This is a genomic window from Mycobacterium genavense ATCC 51234 (assembly GCF_000526915.1).
Lineage (GTDB): Bacteria > Actinomycetota > Actinomycetes > Mycobacteriales > Mycobacteriaceae > Mycobacterium > Mycobacterium genavense.
On the sequence record NZ_JAGZ01000003.1, the window covers coordinates 426,389 to 442,846 of the forward strand.

A 16,458-nucleotide genomic window follows, 5' to 3' on the forward strand; every position below is an offset into this window, starting at 1 on the left:
ACCGGGCCCGTTGCCGCCGGACACCGCGGCCCTCGGCTGGCCTCGTCTGGCATCGCGGCGCATGGCAACATGAACCGCGACGACAGCGAACGGGCCCGGCGACGATGCGAGCCGGGCAGTTCAACGGAGAGGACCGTCTGTGAGCAAAGTCGATCGCAACAATGGTGTGCCGAGCACGCTGACCACGATTCCGTTGGCCGACCCGCACGCCAGCCACGGTGAGCCGTCGATCGGTGACCTGATCAAAGACGCGACGACTCAGGCGTCCATTCTGGTTCGGGCCGAGGTCGAGCTGGCCCGCGCCGAAATCGTCCGCGACATCAAGAAGGGCCTCACCGGCAGCGTCTTCTTCATCGCCGCATTGGTGGTGCTGTTCTACTCCACGTTCTTTTTCTTCTTCTTCCTCGCCGAGCTGCTCGACAGCTGGCTGTGGCGGTGGGTGGCCTTCCTGATCGTGTTCGCGATCATGGTCGTGGTCGGGGCCGTGTTGGCGCTGCTGGGCTATTTGAAGGTGCGCCGGATTCGCGGACCGCGCGAGACCATCGAATCGGTCAAGGAGACGCGAACCGCGCTCACCCCCGGCCACGACAAGCCCGGCGACGCTGCGCCCAAGCAGCTCACCGACGCGCCCGGTAAGCACGCCAAGCCCGAGAACGGCAATCCCAGCGACCCCTCGGGTTGGTAGATGGCAGTACCAGATCCGTCGGTGGTCCGCATCGACGGGCCGTGGCGGCATTTGGACGTGCACGCCAACGGCATTCGATTTCACGTCATCGAGGCGCTGCCGACCGGCCCCGGCGTCCCCGCGGCGGCGACCGCACGACCGCTGGTGATGCTGCTGCACGGTTTCGGTTCGTTTTGGTGGTCCTGGCGCCATCAGCTGCGCGGGCTCACCGATGCCCGGGTGGTCGCGGTCGACCTGCGCGGCTACGGCGGCAGCGACAAGCCTCCGCGCGGTTATGACGGCTGGACGCTGGCCGGCGACACGGCCGGACTCATTCGCGCGCTTGGGCATTCGTCGGCGACGCTGGTCGGCCACGCAGACGGCGGGCTGTGCTGCTGGACCACCGCGCTGCTGCATTCACGGCTGGTGCGCGGCATCGCGCTGATCAGCTCGCCACACCCGGCGGCGTTGCGGCGATCGGCGTTGATGCGCCGCGATCAGGGTTCCGCGCTGCTGCCGTCCTTGCTGCGCTATCAGCTGCCGCTGTGGCCCGAGCGCCTACTCACCCGCGACAACGGCGCCGAGATCGAACATCTGGTCAAAGCTCGTAGCTCCGCCAAATGGGTTGCTTCCGAGGACTTCTCGCAAACCATCGGCTATCTGCGCACGGCTATCCAGATTCCGGGGGCAGCGCACTGCGCACTCGAGTACCAGCGCTGGGCGGTGCGCAGCCAGCTGCGCGGTGAGGGAAGGCGCTTCATGAAGGCGATGTCACGCCAGTTGGGCGTGCCGCTGCTCCACCTGCGCGGCGACGCCGATCCCTATGTGCTGGCCGATCCGGTCGACCACAGCCAGCGCTACGCGACGCAGGGCCGCTACGTATCCGTCACCGGCGCAGGACATTACAGCCACGAAGAGATGCCCGATGAAATCAACAAACACCTGATGAGGTTTTTCGAGCAGGTGCACTGAAACGGATCAGCTGACGCAGGTTCCGGTGCCCACCTGTTGGGTGTCACCGATCTTGGTCATCTGGCCGGCCACCTCGCCGGCGGTCAACACGAATCCGGTGTCGGGGTCGTCGACGGCCGCGCCGAACACCACACCGAGCACGTGACCGCTCAGGTCGATCAACGGTCCACCCGAATTGCCTTGTTCCACATTGGCTCTGATGGTGTAGACGTCGCGGGTGACCGGCTGTGGGTCGCGGTAGATGTCGGGGCCGCTGAGTCTGATCGCCTCGCGAATCCTGGCCGGAGTCGCGGTGAAGTTGCCCCCGCCGGGGTAGCCCAACACCACCACGTCGGTGCCGGTTTTGGCCTCGGTGTCGCTGAACGCCAGCGGCGGCGGCGGCAAGTTCGGAATGGCAAGAATCGCGATGTCGACCGACGGGTCGTAGGAAACGACGGTGGCGTCTAAGGGATTTCTGCTGGCGTAGATCTGGACGCTGCTGGATCCGGCCACCACGTGCGCATTGGTTATCACCCGATCGGGTGCGATGACAAATCCGGTGCCCTCCAACACTTTCTGGCAGCTGGGGGCCAGGCTGCGCACCTTCACGACGCTGGGCGCGGCGGCGGTGACCACCGGGTTGGTGGCCAGCGAGGGATCCGGTGATTCGACTGGGATCACCGGCGTGCGGCTGAACGGCTCCAGCACCGCGGGCAGTCCCGAGGTGTTGAGCAACGCCGAGAGTCGTTTGGGCACAGTCTTCAACCACGGCGGTGCGACGTCGTTGACCTCGGCGAGCACCCGCGAGCCGCGGACCGCCGCGGCCAGCTCGGGTTGGTCTTTCGACTGGGTCAGCGGTGTCGCCAGCAGCCACACGGCGGTGAGCACCACGACTACCTGTACCCCGACCCCGATCACCGAGTCGACGGTTCGGATTGTGCGACTGTGGATTGCGCCGCGCACCGCCCGGCCCAGCACCACGCCGGCGACCTCTCCGACGACGACCAGCGCGAGGATCAGGAACAGCGCGCCGAACAGCTTGGCGCGCGGCGCCGCGATGTGACTGACGATGTGGGGCGCCAACAACACGCCGGCGATGGCGCCCAGCAGCACGCCGACGAACGAGAACAGCGAACCCACCGCGCCGGACCGCCAGCCCGAGATGGCCGCGATGAAAGCGACGGCCAGAATGGCGATATCCAGCCATTGCGACGGGGTCATCGAGTTCATCGCGGGCCGCCCTGCTTGCCGACCAGCATCATCGCGTCGTCGAGTTCACGCACGTCGTTGGTGTCCCACGGCTTTGCCCAGCCGGCGACGTCGAGAACGGCGGAGATCACCTGGCCAGTGAATCCCCAAACCAGCATTTGGTTCAGCAGAAACGCCGGACCGGCCCACCGATTGCCGAGGTCGCCGCGGTAGACCATCAGCCGGTTCTCCGGATTGATGAACGCGCGCACCGGAACCCGCGACACGATCGCGGTCTCGGCCTCGTTGACCACGGCGACCGGTCCGGGGTCCGGCGAGTAGGCCAGCACCGGCATGACGTGGAACTGCGACGGTGCGATGAACGTCTTTTCCACCGTGATGAGCGGATGCAGCCGGGTGACGTCGATTCCGGTCTCTTCGTGGGCTTCTCGCAGCGCGGTGGCGACCGGCCCTCGATCGCCGGGGTCGGATGCGCCGCCGGGAAACGCCGCCTGGCCGGCGTGGTGCCGCAGCGACGACGCCCGCACGGTGAGTAATAGGTCGGCGTCGTCGGGCACGCCGCCGTCCTCCGGCCCGGACTCGGGGCCCGAAAACAGAACCAGCACAGCGGCCTCGCGGTCGTCGTGCGTCGACGCCTCCCTGGCCGCGGTCACCATCGCCAGCACATCGGGTGGCAACCGGCGCCGATAGGCCTCCGGCATCTGACCCACGTTGTCGACCAACGGACGCAGCCAGGGCGGACAGGCGTCGGGCGTGAAGGGAACCGTCCCCTGCGCGCGGGCGGCACCCCCAGCACTCACCGGCGCCTCCTTCTCGGGTCCACCTGCCCAGCTGAGTTTCGGACCGCCAAACTCGGTTATCCGTCGTTTCCGACCGCGGCTGCGATCTCGTCGGCACTCGCGAAATCGCGCAGCAGCGTCTGCGCAACGCTACCGTCCGGGCGCAGCACCACCGTCGCGGGCACCACATTTGCGACCTTGAGCGCCGCAGCGATCAGCCGACGCCCATCCTGCAGCGTCGGGAGCCGAACGCCCAGCTCGGTCAGGCGCAACAGGGCGGCAGTCTCGTTCTCGTCCTGATGCACGGTCACCACCATGACGCCGGGGCCGACGCGTCGCTGATACTCGGCCATCGCGGGCAGTTCCGCGGCGCACGGCGCGCACCAGTACGCCCACAGATTGATCACCACCCGGCGCCCGGCCAGCGCACGCGCGACGTCGACGGCGGAACCGTCGGCCGCGCATTCGACCAGCACACCGCGCAGGGCCGCGGGGCCGGGGCCGTCACTCGCGGCGGGACACGACGGCAGGTTTGCCCGCGTCCGTGGCCCGGCCAGCGCTTCCGGCGTGTCGGCGTCGCGGTGTTCGCGATCGGGCCTCGAGGTTGCGGGCGCGGTGGTCGCGACGGGCGGGGAGTCGTCGCGCAGCTGCGCGACCAGCGCTGCGGCCAGCGCTACCACCACCGCCAAGATCGCGATGGTCCAACGAGTTCTCGGAGTCAACGTCCTGGCCGTGTTACAGCCCGACCAGGGAGAGCAGATGTTCGGCTTCGGGGCCCTGCACCAGGGGCGCCGCCAGTGCCGGTTCGGTGGGGCCAAGCCCGAACGATGGGCAGTCATTGGCCAGCACGCAGACGCCGCAGGCCGGTTTGCGGGCGTGGCACACCCGGCGGCCGTGGAAGATCACCCGGTGGCTGAGCAAAGTCCATTCCTTGCGTTCGACCAACTCGCCGACGGCGTGCTCGATCTTGACCGGGTCCTTTTCGTCGGTCCAGCGCCATCTGGCCACCAGCCGATGAAAGTGAGTGTCCACGGTGATTCCGGGGATGCCGAAGGCGTTTCCCAGGACGACGTTGGCGGTTTTGCGTCCCACCCCGGGCAGGGTCACCAACTCATCCATTGTCGAGGGCACCTCGCCGTCGAACCGTTCGACCAGGGCTTGCCCCAGCCCGATCAACGAGGTCGCCTTGTTGCGGAAGAAGCCAGTGGGACGGATGAGGTTTTCTAGCTCGTCGCGATCGGCTTGCGCGTAATCCAGTGCCGATTTATATCGCGCGAACAATGCCGGCGTCGTCAGGTTCACCCGTTTGTCGGTGCTCTGCGCCGAAAGAATGGTGGCCACCACCAATTCCAGCGGCGTCCTGAAATCCAGCTCGCAATGCGCGGCCGGAAATGCTTGTGCCAGTGTGCGATTCATCCGGCGTGCGCGCCGCACCAAACCCACGCGAGTTTCCGAAGACCACCGCCGGGCAAGTGAAGGGTCTGACTTGGAATCACGGGGGGCCGCCGACGTTTTCGCGCGCCGAGACGGCCTTGCCACTGTCACCTACGACAGAGTACTGATTTCGTAATCTCTCTGAGACCTTGGCCATGTTTACTCTCCTTGTGTCATGGTTGCTGGTGGCGTGCGTGCCGGGGCTGCTGATGCTCGCCGCGCTGGGCCTTGGGCGGCTTGAAAAGGAGCTTGCCCGCGAGTCGATCACGTCGACTGATGTCGCCGAGTTCCTCGAGCAGGCCGAGGCCATGGATATGCGCACACTGGCCCGCGAAGGAATGCCCGAGGCGCTGGAATACCTGCACCGACGACAGGCCCAGCAACTTGCGCTGTCGCCGCCGCCTGGTGGCCGGCATCGCGCGGAATCGCTGCTCGCGACCGCCTTCACCGATCCCCCCGGGCGCGCATTACCGATGCGAATACACCCGCCTTCAGGCGCAAATCCGCAATATGAGGCGACTAGACACGTCGATCGTGTGTAGCGTTGGCACGTTGGCCTACCTCTAGACTCGTCAGACGGGCTAGGTAGGTATCCATATCACTTCGTTGGAAAGCTGAAGAGGCAAAGTGGACGAGATCCTGGCAAGGGCAGGAATCTTCCAGGGGGTTGAACCCGCCGCGGTCACCGCACTGACCAAGCAATTACAACCCGTCGACTTCCCGCGTGGACACACCGTTTTCGCGGAGGGGGAACCAGGCGATCGGCTGTACATCATCGTCTCGGGGAAGGTCAAGATCGGTCGCCGATCACCCGATGGGCGGGAGAATCTGCTGACGATCATGGGACCGTCCGACATGTTTGGCGAGTTGTCGATCTTCGACCCGGGACCTCGCACGTCGAGCGCCACGACGATCACCGAGGTGCGCGCGGTGTCGATGGACCGCGACGCGCTGCGGGCGTGGATCGCCGATCGGCCCGAAATTGCCGAGCAGCTGCTGCGTGTGCTGGCCCGACGGCTGCGCCGCACCAACAACAACCTCGCCGACCTCATCTTCACCGACGTGCCAGGCCGGGTGGCCAAGCAGTTGCTGCAGCTCGCCCAGCGGTTCGGCACCCAGGAGGGTGGCGCGATGCGGGTCACCCACGACCTGACCCAAGAGGAGATCGCCCAGCTGGTGGGCGCGTCCCGAGAAACGGTCAACAAGGCGCTCGCCGATTTCGCCCACCGCGGCTGGATCCGCTTGGAGGGCAAGAGTGTACTGATCTCGGACTCCGAGCGACTGGCCCGCCGAGCCAGGTAGACGCGCGCACCGCGCGGTCGTAGCCCCGCGAGCGTAAACAGGCGGCGATTTGCGGTCATTGGATTCGCCATGCGCTTACGCTCGCGAAATTGCGCGCGGGTGCGTTATTCGCGACGCAGGTAATCCAGCTGCACCTGAACCGACCATTCAGCGGCGTCCCACAGTTTTTCGTCGACATCGACGTACACGTGCTCGACGACTTGGCGCGCGCTGGCGTCCTCGCCGAGGTCGCGCAGGGCCGCGCGCACCTGCTCCAGCCGCTCCTGGCGGTGCACCAGGTATCCCTGCGTGACGGCGTCCAGGTCGGGTAGCTCCGGCCCGTGACCCGACAGCACCGTGCGCTGGCCCAGGCCGCGGAGTCGATGCAGCGATTCCAGGTAATCGGTCAGATTGCCGTCTTCCTTGTCCATCACCGTGGTGCCGCGGCCGAGCACGCTGTCCGCGGTCAATACCGCGTCGTCGAGCAAGAACGACAGCGAATCGGCGGTATGCCCCGGCGTCGCCATCACCTTGATCTTCAGACCGGCGGCATCGATGACCTCGCCGTCGACCAGCTCACCGCCCAGGCCGCGCAGGAATCCGCTTCCCGCCGAGCGCACGGTCGCGCCGGTGAGCTCGACCAACTTGTCGATTCCATCGGTGTGGTCACCGTGCCGGTGGCTGATCAGCACCAACGCGATGCGGCCCAGCGAGGCGATCCGGGCGATGTGCTCGTTGTCGTCGGGCCCGGGATCCACGATGACCAGCTCGCCGCTGCGTGGACCGCGCAACACCCAGGTGTTGGTGCCCTCCAGCGTCAGCAGGCCGGGGTTGTCGGCCAGCAGGACCGAGGCAGTGGCGGTGACGGCCCGCAAACTTCCGTATGCGGGATGAGTCAGCGGCTCGACTGTCTCGGTCACGACCGTTGACCGACCTCCACGATCAACTCGACTTCGACCGGCGCATCCAGCGGCAGCTCGGATACACCGACCGCCGAACGGGCATGTGCGCCTTGGTCGCCGAACACCTCACCAAGCAGTTCGGAGGCCCCGTTGACGACGCCGGGCTGACCGTTGAAGCCGGGAGCCGAGGCGACGAACCCAACGACCTTGACCACGCGGGTCACCGCGTCGATACCCACCAACGAGTTCACCGCCGCCAGCGCGTTGAGCGCGCACAGCCGCGCCAGCGCCTTGGCGTCCTCGGGACTCACTTCGGTGGCCACCTTGCCGGTGCCGGCCAGCTTTCCCTCCGCCATCGGCAGCTGGCCGGAGGTGTAGACCAGATTGCCGGTGCGCACCGCAGGAACGTACGAGGCCAGCGGCGCAACCAACTCCGGAAGCGCGAGGCCGAGCTGCTCAAGCCGGGTCGAAGCGTTCATCTGATGTGTCCTCTTATTTAGGACGCTTCAGGTAGGCGACGTGTTGTTCGCCGGTGGGCCCGGGCAGCACGGCCACCAGCTCCCAGCCGTCGGCACCCCATTGATCGAGGATCTGCTTGGTGGCGTGCGTCAACAGCGGGACCGTGGCGTATTCCCATGGCGTCGGTTGGCTCATGACGCGAGCTTATAGGTCGGGTATGAACCGCATGGGTCAGCCCGGTGGACCGTGATGGGTGGTAGCCACCCGATTTGCGGGGGCTGCCAACCGCTCGGGCTAGCATGCGATGGTGGCAACCACCTCTAGCGGCAGCGCTGCCGTCGGCTGGCCGGCACGACTGTCGAAGGCCCGCTTGCACTTCGTCACCGGCAAAGGCGGGACGGGCAAATCGACGATCGCGGCCGCGCTGGCGCTGACGCTGGCGGCGGGCGGACGCAAAGTCCTGCTGGTGGAAGTGGAGGGTCGCCAAGGGATTGCGCAACTGTTCGACGTTCCACCACTGCCCTACCAAGAGCTGAAGCTCGCCACCGCCGAGCGCGGCGGCCAGGTCAACGCCCTGGCGATCGACATCGAGGCCGCGTTTCTGGAATACCTCGACATGTTCTACAACCTCGACATCGCCGGACGCGCGATGCGACGTATCGGTGCGATCGAGTTCGCGACGACGATCGCGCCGGGCCTGCGTGACGTGCTGCTCACCGGCAAGATCAAGGAAACCGTGGTCCGCCAGGACAAGAACAAGCTGCCCGTGTACGACGCGATCGTCGTCGACGCCCCACCGACCGGGCGCATCGCCCGCTTCCTGGACGTCACCAAGGCGGTGTCAGATCTGGCCAAGGGCGGGCCGGTGCACTCGCAAAGCGAGGGTGTGGTCAAGCTGCTGCACTCCGACCAGACCGCCATCCACTTGGTCACGCTGCTGGAAGCGCTGCCGGTACAGGAGACGATGGAAGCCATCGAGGAGCTTGCCGAGATGCAGCTGCCGATCGGCAGCGTGATCGTCAACCGCAACATTCCGGCGTACCTCGAGCCCCGCGACTTGGCCAAGGCCGCCGAGGGCGACGTCGACGCCGACGCGGTGCGTGCCGGGTTGAAGGCGGCGGGAATCGAGTTGGGCGACAACGACTTTGCCGGGTTGCTGACCGAGACCATTCAGCACGCGACCCGGATTGCCGCGCGTGCCGAGACCGCGCAACAGCTCGACGCGCTGCAGGTGCCGCGGCTGGAGTTGCCCGCAATTTCCGACGGCGTCGACCTCGGCAGCCTGTACGAGCTGTCGGAATCGATTGCACAGCAGGGAGTTCGATGAGCGTCACACCGAAAACCCTTGACATGGCGGCTATCCTGGCTGACCGCGCCAACCGCGTGGTGGTGTGCTGCGGCGCCGGCGGCGTGGGTAAGACCACCACGGCGGCCGCCATGGCCCTGCGCGCGGCCGAATATGGCCGTACCGTATGCGTTTTGACGATCGATCCGGCCAAACGGCTCGCCCAGGCGCTGGGAGTCAACGACCTCGGCAACACGCCGCAGCGGGTTCCGCTGGCACCGGAGGTCTCCGGCGAGCTGCACGCGATGATGCTCGACATGCGCCGCACGTTCGACGAAATGGTGATCCAGTACTCCGGAGCCGCTCGCGCACAAGCGATTTTGGACAACCAGTTCTATCAGACCGTCGCCACATCCCTGGCCGGAACCCAGGAGTACATGGCGATGGAGAAGCTCGGGCAACTGCTGGGCGAGGACCGCTGGGACCTGGTGGTGGTGGACACTCCACCGTCGCGCAATGCGCTGGACTTCCTGGACGCACCGAAACGACTGGGCCGCTTCATGGATAGCCGACTGTGGCGATTGCTGCTCGCGCCGGGGCGAGGCATCGGCAAATTGGTCACCGGCGCAATGGGTTTGGCGATGAAGGCGCTCTCGATGGTGCTGGGATCGCAGATGCTGGGCGACGCGGCGGCGTTCGTGCAGTCGCTGGACGCCACCTTCGGCGGCTTCCGCGAAAAGGCGGACCGCACCTATTCGCTGCTGAAAAGGCGTGGCACCCAGTTCGTCGTGGTGTCGGCGGCCGAACCCGATGCGCTGCGCGAGGCTTCCTTCTTCGTCGACCGGCTGTCCCAAGAGAGTATGCCGTTGGCGGGACTGATTTTGAACCGCACTCATCCCCTGTTGTGCGCACTGCCGATCGAGCGGGCGATCGACGGCATCGAGTCCCTGGAGTCCCACCCCGACTCCGATGCCTCGTCGTTGGCCACGGCCGTGCTGAAGATTCATGCCGACCGGGGCCAGACCGCCAAGCGCGAGATCCGATTGCTGTCCCGATTCACCGGGGCCAACCCGCACGTGCCGGTGGTGGGCGTCCCGTCGCTCCCGTTCGACGTATCGGATCTGGAAGCGTTGCGTGCGCTAGCCGATCAGATCACTTCGGTCGGCGACGATGCGGCCCGCTCAAACGGGGCGGCGAAGCTTGTTCAACAGCGCGCTGAGCGGATGCCAAAAATCGGGGAAGCCGGTGGCGAGGTCACCCGGGATCAGCAATAGCGGCGAATTACCATCTCGCACAAGCTACTTGGAGGTAGAGTCCCTATTGGATATGCGATAAATCCAACGCGCGCTGTAACAGTTTTGTAATAGTAAGCTTCGGCCTAACAGTGCGCCGCGATGGTGCGGCGCACCCGCTCGCAAAGCGTCAGCTGACGCCGCGGTTGCGTCGCTTGTCGAAGAAATCGGACCACGAAACGACCTCGGGGTGCTGCTTGAGCAATGCCCGGCGTTGCCGCTCGGTCATGCCGCCCCAGACACCGAACTCGACCTTGTTGTCCAGCGCGTCGGCACCGCATTCCTGCATCACCGGGCAGTGCCGGCAAATCACCGCGGCCTTACGCTGGGCGGCGCCCCGAACGAAAAGTTCATCGGGATCAGTGGTCCGGCATAATGCTTGGGACACCCAGGCAATTCGTTCTTCAGCATCAACACTGCGCAGCACCCCCTGCGCCGCTGCAATGTTGGTTCGGCGTGCCGCCGGTCGTGTTCCTGACACGAGCTGTTCCCTTCCTCCCGGTCGCCTTTACGACCGCCCTCCTCGGGTGGCAGATCAACGTTGCGATCTACACCACACTGTGCTGATCGGTGTTACCTGAATCTCACCGTCTGTATAAGTGTTAGGTGGTCAGGAGCCAATTGCGCAGCAGTCTGATAACGCTTTTTTTGGGACGGGCGTGCCGTCTTGTCCTTGAGCGTAGAGGCGATCATGAGATTGGGTACCCCTTTTTGGTAGCTGATATATAACGCGATCGGGAACATCCCCTCCTGTTGGCCGCATAGCTGCAGGTCACAAGAGCTAGATCCACCGTGCGGATCAACGGCGCGTCGCGCGACAAGGGGCGGTTACTGTAGTACTCATGTCAGACCACCCGCCGGCAACTCTCACAATTCTTAAGCTTGCCGGCTGCTGTCTGCTGGCCAGTGTGGTCGCCACCGCGCTGATGTTCCCGTTGGTCGGCGGCTTGGGGCTGATGTCCAACCGGGCCTCCGAGGTGGTCGCCAACGGCTCGGCGCAACTGCTCGAGGGGCAGGTGCCCGCCGTCTCCACCATGGTCGACGCCAAGGGCAACACGATCGCGTGGCTGTACGAGCAGCGCCGCTTCGAGGTGCCCACCGACAAGATCGCCAACACGATGAAGCTGGCGATCGTCTCGATCGAGGACAAGCGGTTCGCCGAACACAATGGGGTGGACTGGAAGGGCACACTGACCGGGTTGGCGGGTTACGCGTCCGGCGACGTCGACACCCGAGGCGGTTCGACGATCGAGCAGCAGTACGTCAAGAACTACCAACTCTTGGTGACCGCGAAGACCGACGCGGAAAAGCGCGCGGCCGTCGAAACCACCCCAGCGCGCAAGCTGCGCGAGATCCGGATGGCGCTCACGCTCGACAAGACGTTCACCAAGCCGGAGATCCTGACCCGATACCTGAACCTCGTCTCGTTCGGCAACGGCTCGTTCGGGGTGCAGGACGCCGCGCAGACCTACTTCGGTATCAACGCGTCGGATCTGAACTGGCAGCAGGCGGCGCTGCTGGCCGGGATGGTCCAGTCGACCAGCACGCTCAACCCGTACACCAACCCCGACGGCGCGTTGGCTCGGCGCAACCTGGTGCTCGACACGATGATCGAGAACCTGCCGCAGGAGGCCGACGCGCTGCGGGCGGCCAAGGCGACGCCGCTGGGGATCCTGCCGCAGCCCAACGAACTGCCGCGCGGCTGCATCGCCGCCGGGGGCCGCGCCTTCTTCTGCGACTACGTCCAGGAGTACCTGTCCCGCGCCGGGATCAGTAAGGAACAGGTGGCCCGGGGCGGCTACCTGATCCGCACCACGCTGGACCCCGACGTGCAAATCCCGGTCAAGTCGGCCATCGACAAGTTCGCCAGCCCGACCCTGCCCGGCATCTCGAGCGTGATGAGCGTGATCCGACCCGGCAAGGACTCGCACAAGGTGATGGCCATGGCCAGCAACCGCACCTACGGGCTCGACGTCGACGCCGGCCAGACCATGCGCCCGCAGCCGTTCTCGCTCGTCGGCGACGGCGCGGGGTCGGTGTTCAAGATCTTCACCACCGCCGCCGCGCTGGACATGGGGATGGGCATCAACGCGACCCTCGACGTGCCGCCGCGGTTCCAGGCCAAGGGTCTGGGTAGCGGTGGGGCCAAGGGCTGTCCCAAGGACACCTGGTGTGTGGTCAACGCCGGCAACTACCGCGGGTCGATGAACGTGGCCGAGGCGTTGGCCACCTCGCCCAACACGGCGTTCGCCAAACTGATCTCGCAGGTCGGGGTGACGCGCACGGTGGACATGGCGGTCAAGCTCGGGCTGCGGTCCTACGTCGATCCCGGCACGGCCCGCGACTACAACCCCGACAGCAACGAGAGCCTGGCCGACTTCGTCAAGCGGCAGAACATCGGGTCGTTCACCCTGGGCCCGATCGAGGTGAACGCGCTGGAGCTGTCCAACGTCGCGGCCACGTTGGCCTCCGGCGGGGTGTGGTGCCCGCCCAACCCGATCGACAAGCTGATCGACCGCAACGGCAACGAGGTCGCCGTGACCACCCAGACCTGCGACCAGGTGGTGCCTGAGGGGCTGGCGAATACCCTGGCCAACGCGATGAGCAAGGACGCCGTGGGCGGCGGGACCGCGGCCGACTCGGCCGGCGCCGCGGGGTGGGACCTGCCGATGTCCGGTAAGACGGGCACCACCGAGGCGCATCGCTCGTCCGGGTTCGTCGGGTTCACCAACCGCTACGCCGCGGCCAACTACATCTATGACGACTCCACCTCGCCGACGGACCTGTGCTCGGCCCCGTTGCGGCACTGCGGCGAGGGCGACCTGTACGGCGGTAACGAGCCCGCGCGGACCTGGTTCACCGCGATGAAGCCGATCGCCACCAGTTTCGGGGACATCAAACTGCCGCCGACCGATCCCCGCTACGTCGAGGGCTCACCGGGCTCCCGGGTGCCGAGCGTCGCGGGCATGGACGTCGACGCCGCGCGCTCACGGCTGCGGGAGGCCGGCTTCCAGGTCGCCGACCAGACCAACTCGGTCAACAGCACCGCGAAGCTGGGCGAGGTGGTGGGGACCTCGCCGTCGGGCAATACGATTCCGGGCTCGGTCGTCACCATCCAAGTCAGCAACGGCCTTCCGCCGGCTCCGCCTCCGCCACCGGAAGGCGGGCCGCTGCCGGTCGGTTCGCAGGTCGTGGAAATCCCCGGGTTACCGCCGATCACCATTCCGCTGCTGGCGCCGCCGCCGGCACCCGGACAGCCACCGCCATAGGCGCGCAACACGCTCCTGACTCCGCAACCGGCAGTAAGCTGCGTGCATGGCTGATGTTTTGCCCTCCCTGATCCGCACCGGTGCCGTCGCGCTCGGTTCGACCGTCGCCGGGATCGGTTACGCCGCAGTCGTCGAGCGCAACGCCTTCGTCCTGCGCGAGATAACCATGCCCGTGTTGTCGCCGGGTTCCACGCCGCTGCGCGTACTGCATATCGGCGACCTGCACATGATGCCCAACCAACGCCGCAAGCAGGCCTGGCTGCGGGAGCTGTCCGGTTGGGAGCCCGACCTGGTCGTCAACACCGGCGACAACCTGGCCCACCCCAAGGCGGTCCCCGCGGTCATCCAGGCGCTGGGCGATCTGCTGTCGCGGCCCGGCGTCTTCGTCTTCGGCAGTAACGACTACTTCGGGCCGCGCCTGAAGAACCCGCTGAACTACCTGACCCGCCCGTCACACCGGGCAAAGGGCGAGCCACTGCCCTGGCAGGACCTGCGGGCGGCGTTCACCGAGCGTGGCTGGCTTGACCTGACCCACACTCGCCGCGAGTTCGAGGTGGCCGGCCTGCACCTGGCCGCGGCGGGCGTCGACGACCCGCACATCGACCGCGACCGCTATGAGACCATCGCGGGCCCGGCCAGCCCGGCGGCGAATCTGCGGCTGGGATTGGTGCACTCCCCCGAGCCGCGGGTGCTGGATCGGTTTGCCGCCGACGGCTACCAGTTGGTGATGGCCGGACACACGCACGGCGGGCAACTGTGCCTGCCGTTCTACGGCGCGCTGGTGACCAACTGCGGCCTGGACCGCACCCGCGCCAAGGGGCCGTCGCGCTGGGGCGCGAACATGCAGTTACACGTTTCCGCGGGACTGGGCACCTCCCCGTTCGCGCCGGTGCGGTTCTGCTGCCGCCCCGAAGCGACCCTGCTGACGTTGATCGCCGCCCCGATGGGCGGACGGGACTCCAGCAGTAACTTGGGTCGCTCGCAGCCCGCGGCATCCCTGCGTTGAGCGATCGGACCCGGGTCGCGGTCCGCAGTCTGTCCCGTAGTTGGACGGACCATGCGATCCGGCTGATCGAGGCGGATGCCCGGCGCAGTGCCGACACGCACCTTTTGCGCTACCCGCTGCCGTCGGCCTGGTGCACCGACGTCGACATCGCGCTGTACCTCAAGGACGAGTCCACGCATATCACCGGCAGCCTCAAGCACCGGCTGGCGCGCTCGCTGTTCCTCTATGCGCTGTGCAACGGCTGGATCGGTGAGGGCACCACCGTCGTCGAGGCGTCGTCGGGGTCCACGGCGATCTCCGAGGCGTACTTCGCGTCCCTGCTGGGGCTGCCGTTCGTCGCGGTGATGACGGAGAACACCAGCTCCGCCAAGGTGGCGCTGATCGAATCACAAGGCGGCCGTTGCCATTTCGTGCAGAACTCGAGCGAAGTGTACGCCGAGGCGCAGCGCGTCGCCACCGAAACCGGCGGCCACTACATGGACCAGTTCACCAATGCCGAGCGGGCCACCGACTGGCGCGGCAACAACAACATCGCCGAGTCGATCTTCGCGCAGATGCGCGACGAGAAGTACCCGGTCCCGGAGTGGATCGTGGTCGGTGCGGGCACCGGTGGAACCAGCGCGACGATCGGCCGCTACCTGCGCTACCGCCGCCACGCCACCCGGCTGTGTGTCGTCGACCCGGAGAACTCCGCGTTCTTTCCCGCCTACGCGCAGCAGCGCTACGACCTGGTGATGCCGGCGTCGTCGCGAATCGAGGGGATCGGGCGGCCGCGGGTCGAACCGTCGTTTCTGCCCGACGTGGTCGACCGCATGGTCGCGGTGCCCGACGCCGCGTCCGTCGCCGCCGCCCGCCACGTCAGCACCGTGCTGGGTCGGCGGGTGGGGCCGTCGACGGGAACCAATCTGTGGGGCGCCTTCGGCCTGCTCGCCGAGATGGTCGCCGCTGGGCGCAGCGGCTCGGTGGTCACGCTGATCGCCGACAGCGGCGATCGCTACGCCGACACCTATTTCAACGACGGGTGGGTCACCGACCAAGGACTCGATCTGGCCGGTCCCACCGCCGCGCTGGTCGAATTCGAGCGCAACTGCCGCTGGACCTAGCGCTCGGAGGCCCGCAGCCAGCGGTTTGGGCAGTCGGCGGGCCGGTGCGATAGGCTGTCGAGGCTTCAAGCGGGGTGTGGCGCAGCTTGGTAGCGCGCTTCGTTCGGGACGAAGAGGCCGTGGGTTCAAATCCCGCCACCCCGACTTCAGTGTTCGGCTCTGGCCAATGCAGGCCAGGGCCTTCACCACTCGGCACGCCGGGTCAGCGAGCGCAGCCTCGCCGGGGACCGCACGGCGCACTAAACTTGGCGCGCATGGCGTCGGTCAGGCCGATCTCCGGGCAGCGTGGGATCCGTCAGCACCCGAACACCGAATTCCCTTACCACCCAACTCTTTTAGAGGTCGCCCAACGGCAGCAGGAGCTCGACGTCTGGGAGGCGCTGCAGGTCAGCGGCTACGGATTCGCCAAGCCCGGCACCATCATCAGCTTCCTGATCTCGGCGGTGATGCTGTTTTTCGCGCTCAGCCCGGTCCCGCCGAACTGGCCGTGGAACATCCCGCTGGTCATCGTGGCCATCTTCGGCGCGGTGGCGATGGTGGTCTGCGGCCTCTTGTGGTTCGACACGCCCAAGGCCGGCCCCCGCCCGCAACGGCTGGCGATCGTGCCGTTCGCGCGGGCGGAAAACCTGTACCTGATGAACGACCAACCCGTCGAGCCGTATGTCGCGCACTGCGCCTGCCCAGGCTGCGGCGACGAGTCCACCCATCTTGTTCGGCCGCCCGTCGAGGGCGAGCCGGAATGGTCCACGGTCACCCGGCAGTGCCGTATCTGCGGTCGGAAATGGGCACAGAACTAGCACCACATCGGATCGAAAACCCAGCCC

General features: G+C 66.7%; 17 protein-coding genes, 1 tRNA gene and 1 pseudogene. 11 read left to right on the top strand and 8 right to left on the bottom strand.

What is annotated here, in order from left to right:
• Positions 1-139: 139 nt before the first annotated feature.
• Positions 140-685, top strand: a complete 546-nt coding sequence (locus T428_RS0109775) for a phage holin family protein (protein ID WP_025736335.1) — start codon at positions 140-142, stop codon at positions 683-685.
• The gene (locus T428_RS26945; protein ID WP_036467616.1) at positions 686-1,636 is read left to right on the top strand and encodes an alpha/beta fold hydrolase; all 951 of its coding nucleotides are present in this window, start codon (positions 686-688) and stop codon (positions 1,634-1,636) included. It abuts the gene before it with no gap.
• Between the two features lie 6 nt (positions 1,637-1,642).
• Here the strand turns inward: T428_RS26945 and marP are convergent, their stop codons facing one another.
• The 4 genes from marP to nth are packed head-to-tail and all read right to left on the bottom strand — an operon-like array spanning position 1,643 to position 5,019.
• Positions 1,643-2,836, bottom strand: a complete 1,194-nt coding sequence (gene marP / locus T428_RS0109785) for an acid resistance serine protease MarP (protein WP_025736336.1) — start codon at positions 2,834-2,836, stop codon at positions 1,643-1,645.
• Positions 2,837-2,841: 5 nt separating this feature from the next.
• A complete protein-coding gene (locus T428_RS0109790; protein WP_036467621.1) occupies positions 2,842-3,624 on the bottom strand; it encodes an NUDIX hydrolase in 783 nt (260 codons plus the stop codon).
• Between the two features lie 56 nt (positions 3,625-3,680).
• A complete protein-coding gene (locus T428_RS0109795) occupies positions 3,681-4,325 on the bottom strand; it encodes a TlpA family protein disulfide reductase (protein ID WP_025736338.1) in 645 nt (214 codons plus the stop codon).
• A gap of 13 nt (positions 4,326-4,338) precedes the next feature.
• A complete protein-coding gene (gene nth, locus T428_RS0109800; protein ID WP_036467623.1) occupies positions 4,339-5,019 on the bottom strand; it encodes an endonuclease III in 681 nt (226 codons plus the stop codon).
• A gap of 173 nt (positions 5,020-5,192) precedes the next feature.
• Here nth and T428_RS0109805 point away from each other — a divergent pair, with 173 nt between their 5' ends.
• Both T428_RS0109805 and crp read left to right on the top strand, forming a co-directional pair.
• Complete coding sequence (locus T428_RS0109805) at positions 5,193-5,579, top strand: hypothetical protein (protein WP_025736340.1); 387 nt, start codon at positions 5,193-5,195, stop codon at positions 5,577-5,579.
• 85 nt (positions 5,580-5,664) lie between these two features.
• Positions 5,665-6,339, top strand: a complete 675-nt coding sequence (crp, locus tag T428_RS0109810) for a cAMP-activated global transcriptional regulator CRP (protein ID WP_025736341.1) — start codon at positions 5,665-5,667, stop codon at positions 6,337-6,339.
• A gap of 104 nt (positions 6,340-6,443) precedes the next feature.
• Here crp and T428_RS0109815 read toward each other — a convergent pair whose 3' ends face one another.
• Genes T428_RS0109815 through sp36 form a run of 3 tightly spaced genes read right to left on the bottom strand, consistent with a single transcriptional unit; the run spans position 6,444 to position 7,874 of the window.
• On the bottom strand, positions 6,444-7,238 hold the full coding sequence (locus T428_RS0109815; protein WP_025736342.1) for an MBL fold metallo-hydrolase: 795 nt from the start codon (positions 7,236-7,238) through the stop codon (positions 6,444-6,446).
• The gene (locus tag T428_RS0109820) at positions 7,235-7,699 is read right to left on the bottom strand and encodes a RidA family protein (protein ID WP_025736343.1); all 465 of its coding nucleotides are present in this window, start codon (positions 7,697-7,699) and stop codon (positions 7,235-7,237) included. Before T428_RS0109820 ends, T428_RS0109815 begins: the two co-directional genes overlap by 4 nt.
• 13 nt (positions 7,700-7,712) lie before the next feature.
• Positions 7,713-7,874, bottom strand: coding sequence for a Sp36 family protein (gene sp36 / locus T428_RS32685; protein ID WP_090607515.1), 162 nt, complete (start codon positions 7,872-7,874; stop codon positions 7,713-7,715).
• A gap of 109 nt (positions 7,875-7,983) precedes the next feature.
• Between sp36 and bagA the strand changes: the two genes are divergently transcribed.
• Positions 7,984-9,006 (top strand): ATPase BagA, encoded by a 1,023-nt coding sequence (gene bagA / locus T428_RS0109830; protein ID WP_025736344.1) that lies wholly within the window; start codon positions 7,984-7,986, stop codon positions 9,004-9,006.
• A pseudogene (bagB, locus tag T428_RS0109835) lies at positions 9,003-10,154 on the top strand (ATPase BagB); the annotation flags it as partial. The gene bagA and the pseudogene bagB, both read left to right, overlap by 4 nt.
• 232 nt (positions 10,155-10,386) lie before the next feature.
• On the opposite strand, the gene T428_RS0109840 reads toward bagB, so the two are convergent.
• Positions 10,387-10,737 (bottom strand): WhiB family transcriptional regulator, encoded by a 351-nt coding sequence (locus T428_RS0109840; RefSeq protein ID WP_025736346.1) that lies wholly within the window; start codon positions 10,735-10,737, stop codon positions 10,387-10,389.
• A 361-nt stretch (positions 10,738-11,098) separates the two neighbouring features.
• Here T428_RS0109840 and ponA2 point away from each other — a divergent pair, with 361 nt between their 5' ends.
• The 5 genes from ponA2 (at position 11,099) to T428_RS0109865 (ending at position 16,431) form a co-directional block, all read left to right on the top strand.
• Positions 11,099-13,525, top strand: coding sequence for a transglycosylase/D,D-transpeptidase PonA2 (gene ponA2, locus T428_RS0109845; protein WP_025736347.1), 2,427 nt, complete (start codon positions 11,099-11,101; stop codon positions 13,523-13,525).
• A 46-nt stretch (positions 13,526-13,571) separates the two neighbouring features.
• Positions 13,572-14,531: a metallophosphoesterase gene (locus T428_RS0109850; protein ID WP_025736348.1), complete on the top strand. Its 960-nt coding sequence runs from the start codon at positions 13,572-13,574 to the stop codon at positions 14,529-14,531.
• Positions 14,528-15,634, top strand: a complete 1,107-nt coding sequence (cds1, locus tag T428_RS0109855) for an L-cysteine desulfhydrase Cds1 (protein WP_025736349.1) — start codon at positions 14,528-14,530, stop codon at positions 15,632-15,634. The genes T428_RS0109850 and cds1 overlap by 4 nt, the downstream gene beginning before the upstream one ends.
• 70 nt (positions 15,635-15,704) lie before the next feature.
• Positions 15,705-15,778, top strand: a tRNA-Pro gene (locus T428_RS0109860).
• A gap of 110 nt (positions 15,779-15,888) precedes the next feature.
• Entirely contained in the window at positions 15,889-16,431 is a 543-nt protein-coding gene (locus tag T428_RS0109865) for a hypothetical protein (protein WP_025736350.1), read from the top strand.
• The last annotated feature ends 27 nt before the right edge of the window (positions 16,432-16,458 follow it).